Raw genomic sequence first — 5251 nt, forward strand, 5'->3', positions numbered from 1 at the left:
AGCAGCGGCAACGGCTGCGAGGCGGTGAGCAGTTCCCGCAGCGGATACCGGGCCAGGACCTCGTCCACCTCCGGCGTCAACGCCCCCGCCAGCCGCGAGGCGACCGGCAGGGAGTCGTCGAGCAGCCTCTTCGCGGCCTCCCGGAGCAGGGTGCGACCGGGCCCCTTCGGCACCCGGGCGGCCGCCCGCTCGTACAGCTGGCCGCCCTCCTCCAGGACCAGACCCGTGTCGATCCCCGCCGGGATCTTGATCTCGGCGTGCCGCCGCCAGGTGGTGACCGGATCGGACCATGCCTCGACCGTGTAGGTCCAGCGCCCCATCGCGTCCGGCGTCACCTCGGCGCCCCACAGGTCGGTGCCCGGGGCGAGTTCGCGCATCGGCGTCCAGGGGCCCCGGCGGCCGTCCGGCCCCTTCAGCAGGACATTGGCGGCGACCGCGTCCTGGCCCTCGCGGAACACGGTGGCGGTGACCTGGAACGCCTCTCCCACGACCGCCTTCGCCGGGCGACTGCCGCACTCCACCCGAGGGCGGACCTCCCGCACCGGGACACGGCCGATGGCCCTGGTGGACTTCATGTGTTGACCTCCGCCGTGCTGGTCGACGGGCCTGTGGCGGCCCGGCTGTCGGGATGTCCAAGCTGCACCGGGGGAGGGCTACCGCTCCGCCGGGGAATGCCGGTGCGCGTGCGCTCCGTTGCGCGCCGGACCCTTCGGCCGGCCGCGTCCGTTCCGCTCCCGGAGGTACGTTCCCGCGCTGTTGCGCAGATAGCGTTCGGCGGCCTCGGCGGCCTCCCGCGCGCAGCGCTTGCCCATCAGCACGCACAGGGTGTATCCGGAATCCTCGAAGGCGGCCCGTACCGCGCGGTCGCCCGGGGAGGCGAGCATGGCGCGCTCCCAGGACCGGTAGCGCCTCAAGTGCCGGGCGACTTCGGCTTTCGCGGGTAGCAGCATGGCGCTGTTCACCTTCCGGGATTTCGAGAGGTGCGTCGCCCGGGAGATCGGGCACGCAGAGGCACGTATCGGGCGCGGCTCTCGAGGCTTTCACTTATGGTGCACGCGCGATGACCCAGCGTCCTGTTGGATCTTGGTTGTGGTGCGCTCGTGTTGCACGAATGGCGTAGCAACGCCACTGTGGATGTGACTCAGGAGCGATCAGCGTTCACGCTTCGTGGTCATTGCTCGACCCGCGGGGTCGAGGAGGAGCGAGAACTTCGCCGGTGAGGAGCCAACGACGATGAAGACCGCAGTGCCCTGTTACTACCACCTCGACGTGGAAGTCAGCCCGGAACGATTGGGTCAGGTCAGGCGCATCCTGGCCGCTCACCTCCGGCTCTGGGATCTCGAAACGCTTGTGGAGCCCGTCTGCCGCGGTACCGAACTGCTACTGAAGGCCATCGACGAACACGCGACGGACAAGAACACGTCGATCGAGATGTGGTGGAACCGCCAGCACCTGATCACCGCCATCGCGGAGCACGACTGCCATCTGCGCCCGGACCAGGATCTGCGCGGCTGCCTCGAGCACATCGCCGCGATGAGCGACGGCTGGGGCTGCTGCGCCACGGACACCGGCGCCAAGGTCATCTGGTTCTCGCAGCGCGCCCGGGCCGGCGAACGCGTCCCGCTGGTGCCGACCGTGCCGGAGCCGAGCCTGCGCGAGGTGCTGCAGGTGCCCCGCGAGATGCCGGTGGCGGCCCTGGCCGGCCCGGCGAGCGCCGCGGACGGCGTCCTGGCGGAGGCCCGGTGACCGCGAGGTCCCGCCGGAAGGCAAAGGCAGGGGTGCCCGCCTGGAGCGGGCACCCCTACCCGTTGGGTGCCTCCTTCGACGGCAAGGGCACCAACTTCGCGCTGTTCAGCGAGGTCGCCGAACGCGTCGAGCTGGTCCTCGTGGACGACCACGGCACCCACCGACAGGTCCCGCTGACCGAGGTCGACGGCTTCGTCTGGCACGGCTACCTGCCCGGCGTCGGCCCGGGGCAGCGCTACGGCTACCGGGTGCACGGGCCGTGGCAACCCGGCGCCGGTCACCGCTGCAATCCCGCGAAGCTGCTGCTGGACCCGTACGCCAGGGCGATGGACGGGCAGATCCACGAGCACCCCTCGCTCTACGAACGCGCCCCGGACGGCCCCGACCCGGCCGACAGCGCGGGGCACACCATGCTCGGTGTGGTGACCGATCCGGGCTTCGACTGGGGCGACGACCGCCCGCCCTGCCGGTCGTACGCCGACACCGTGGTCTACGAGACCCACGTGCGGGGCCTGACCCGCGCCCACCCCGACGTCCCGCCCGAACTGCGCGGCACCTACGCCGGACTCGCGCACCCCGCGGTCGTCGAGCACCTGGCCTCACTGGGCGTGACCGCGGTCGAACTGATGCCCGTCCACCAGTACGTGCAGGACGGTGTGCTGCAGGGCCGCGGGCTGTCCAACTACTGGGGCTACAACACGATCGGTTTCTTCGCCCCGCACAACGCCTACGCCGCCCACGGCACCCGGGGACAGCAGGTCGGCGAGTTCAAGTCGATGGTGAAGGCGCTGCACGCGGCCGGGCTCGAAGTCATCCTCGACGTGGTCTACAACCACACCGCCGAGGGCAGCGAGAAGGGCCCCACGCTCTCCTTCCGGGGCATCGACAATGCCTCGTACTACCGGTTGGTCGACGGCGACTGGTCGCACTACTACGACACCACCGGCACCGGCAACAGCCTGCTGATGCGGCACCCCTACGTGCTCCAGCTGATCATGGACTCGTTGCGGTACTGGGTGACCGAGATGCACGTCGACGGGTTCCGCTTCGATCTGGCGGCGACGCTGGCGAGGCAGTTCCACGAGGTGGACCGGCTGTCGGCGTTCTTCGACCTGATCCAGCAGGATCCGGTGATCAGCCGCGTCAAACTCATCGCCGAGCCATGGGACGTCGGGGAGGGCGGCTACCAGGTGGGCAACTTCCCTCCGCTGTGGTCGGAGTGGAACGGCAAGTACCGGGACGCCGTGCGGGACTTCTGGCGCGCGGAGGAGCACTCGCTCGGCGAGTTCGCCTCCCGGCTGACCGGATCCTCGGACCTGTACGCACACAGCCGGCGCCGCCCGCGCGCCAGTGTCAACTTCGTGACCGCGCACGACGGGTTCACACTGCGCGACCTCGTCTCGTACAACGACAAGCACAACGAGGCCAACGGCGAGGGCAACCGGGACGGCGAGAGCGACAACCGGTCCTGGAACTGCGGCGCCGAGGGCGAGACCCGCGACCCGGCCGTGCTGGACCTGAGAGCCCGCCAGCAGCGCAACTTCCTGACCACGCTGCTGCTGTCGCAGGGCATTCCGATGCTCTGCCACGGCGACGAACTGGGCCGCACCCAGCGCGGCAACAACAACGCCTACTGCCAGGACAACAAGGTCTCCTGGATCGACTGGCGACTGACCGAGGAGCAGCGCCGGCTGCTGGACTTCACGCGGTACGCCATCGGGCTGCGCTCCGCCCACCCCGTACTGCGCCGTCGCCGCTTCTTCCGTGGGGAGACGGTCACGCACGCGGACCAGCCGCTGCCCGACCTCGTGTGGCTGCTGCCGGACGCGCGCGAGATGACCGACCGGGACTGGCAGCGCTCCGACGCGCACTCCGTCGGCGTCTTCCTCAACGGCGACGCCATCGCCGAACCCGACCCGCAGGGCCGGCCCGTCGTCGACGACTCCTTCCTGCTGCTGCTCAACAGCTACTGGGAGCCGGTCGACTTCCGGCTGCCCGGCGCCGCCTACGGCGAGCGCTGGACGACGCTGATCGACACCGCGGAGCCGCAGGGCGCCCCGGACGAGACGGAGCACAAGGCGGGCACCGGCATGACCGTCGAGGCGCGCAGCCTGGTGCTGCTCACCCGGCCGGCCCGCCGGTCCGGGTGAGGGGCAGCGCGCGGCGCGAGGTCACCGTGAAGGGTCAGCGTGCGCGGCGCGAGGTCACCGTGAACTGGGCGCCGTCGGGGTCGCGCAGCACCACCTCCTCGGCGCTGCTACGCAGGACGCTGCCGCCGTGCCGCTCCGCGGCCCGTGCGCAGGCCGCCACGTCCGCCACCGCGAAGTGCACCTGCCAGTGCGGCCGGATGGTGGGGTCGGGAGCCGACTCCAGCGCCCCGGACACGATACGGGCCACGACGTCCCCCCGGCTGCGCAGCACGACCTCGCCCCCTTCGTAGTGGACCTCGCAGCAGCCGACGCGGTCGGACGCCCACTCCAGGACCTCGCCGTAGAAGATCGCCGCGTCGAACGCGTCGCGCGTGTGCAGGCGGATGAAGGCGGGTGCCGCCCGCCGCCAGGTCTCCCAGTCGGTGAAGAGCTTTCCCTCCCAGATCCCGAAGGTCGCGCCGTCCCGGTCGGCCAGCAGTGCCGCCCGCCCGGGAGGGAAGGAGAGCGGCCCCACCGCCGATGTTCCGCCGCGCTCCCGAACCCGCGCCACCGCCTCGTCCGCGCTGCGCACGGCGAAGTACGGCGTCCACGCCACCGCCATCTGCCACATGGTGGCGACCGCGGCGATCCCGGCGACCGGGGCCCCGTCCGCCAGCGCGATCCGGAAACGGTCGCCGAGCTTGGCCGTGCGCCACTCCCAGCCCAGCACCGCGCCGTAGAAGTTCTCCGTGGTCTCCAGATCGCGGCTGGTCAGGCTCACCCAGCAGGGCGCGCCGACAACAGAGTCCGTCGAGACGACGTCCGTCGTGGAGGTGGTGGGGGTCGTGTCGTGATTCATTGCACTCGCGTTCCGATCTCGTAGGCCGGTGGGGGGCCACCGGTCCCCCTCCAGTGTCCGGCCGGAACCGCTCCGGACGCCTGCCGAGTACCCCCGGTGGCGGGGGGTCGCACGCGTGCCCACGATGGAAGCGTGGCACGACTACCGGACGAGCCGGCGGACGAGGCGGACCGCATCTTCAAGCTCCAGGAGGAGATCGACCAGCTGAAGGAGGCTGTCGCTTCCCATGCCGTCGTGGACCAGGCGATCGGCATGGTCGTCGCGCTGGGACGGGTGACGCCGGACCAGGGGTGGCTGGTGCTGAAGGAGGTCTCCCAGCACACGAACATCAAACTGCGCAGTGTCGCGGAGATGATCCTGTTCTGGGGGCGCAGCGGGGAGCTGCCCCCGGAAGTCCGTGCGGAGCTGGAGGACGCCCTGGACCGCCACGGCCCCACACAGATTCCGGGCGCACCACCGGCCGGGTGACGCGTCCGGGGGGGGGGGACCCGGCCGGGGGGGGGCCCGGGCGGCCCCC

6 protein-coding genes are annotated in these 5251 nt (G+C 71.2%); 3 read left to right on the plus strand and 3 right to left on the minus strand.

Going from position 1 to position 5251, the window contains the following annotated elements; translation table 11 throughout:
- Both ABT114_RS49855 and ABT114_RS49860 read right to left on the minus strand, forming a co-directional pair.
- The coding region (locus tag ABT114_RS49855; protein WP_351153889.1) for a maltotransferase domain-containing protein at positions 1-575 on the minus strand (575 nt) is incomplete at its 3' end.
- Positions 576-653: 78 nt separating this feature from the next.
- Complete coding sequence (locus tag ABT114_RS49860; RefSeq protein ID WP_351153892.1) at positions 654-950, minus strand: DUF5133 domain-containing protein; 297 nt, start codon at positions 948-950, stop codon at positions 654-656.
- Positions 951-1233: 283 nt separating this feature from the next.
- On the opposite strand from ABT114_RS49860, the gene ABT114_RS49865 reads away from it, so the two are divergent.
- Complete coding sequence (locus ABT114_RS49865; protein WP_351153895.1) at positions 1234-1746, plus strand: pep a2; 513 nt, start codon at positions 1234-1236, stop codon at positions 1744-1746.
- A complete protein-coding gene (glgX, locus tag ABT114_RS49870; RefSeq protein WP_351153897.1) occupies positions 1743-3896 on the plus strand; it encodes a glycogen debranching protein GlgX in 2154 nt (717 codons plus the stop codon). The genes ABT114_RS49865 and glgX overlap by 4 nt, the downstream gene beginning before the upstream one ends.
- 34 nt (positions 3897-3930) lie before the next feature.
- On the opposite strand, the gene ABT114_RS49875 is transcribed toward glgX, so the two are convergent.
- Positions 3931-4734, minus strand: coding sequence for a VOC family protein (locus ABT114_RS49875; RefSeq protein WP_351153900.1), 804 nt, complete (start codon positions 4732-4734; stop codon positions 3931-3933).
- A 132-nt stretch (positions 4735-4866) separates the two neighbouring features.
- On the opposite strand from ABT114_RS49875, the gene ABT114_RS49880 reads away from it, so the two are divergent.
- Positions 4867-5202, plus strand: coding sequence for an ANTAR domain-containing protein (locus ABT114_RS49880; RefSeq protein ID WP_351153903.1), 336 nt, complete (start codon positions 4867-4869; stop codon positions 5200-5202).
- Positions 5203-5251 lie beyond the last annotated feature (49 nt).

It is taken from the genome of Streptomyces sp. NPDC002088, assembly GCF_040296605.1.
Classification (GTDB): Bacteria; Actinomycetota; Actinomycetes; order Streptomycetales; family Streptomycetaceae; genus Streptomyces.

Coding starts and splice junctions, on each gene's coding strand:
- ABT114_RS49860 (WP_351153892.1), bottom strand. CDS start 950: ATGCTGCTACCCGCGAAAGCCGAAGTCGCCCGGCACTTGAGGCGCTAC.
- ABT114_RS49865 (WP_351153895.1), top strand. CDS start 1,234: ATGAAGACCGCAGTGCCCTGTTACTACCACCTCGACGTGGAAGTCAGC.
- ABT114_RS49875 (WP_351153900.1), bottom strand. CDS start 4,734: ATGAATCACGACACGACCCCCACCACCTCCACGACGGACGTCGTCTCG.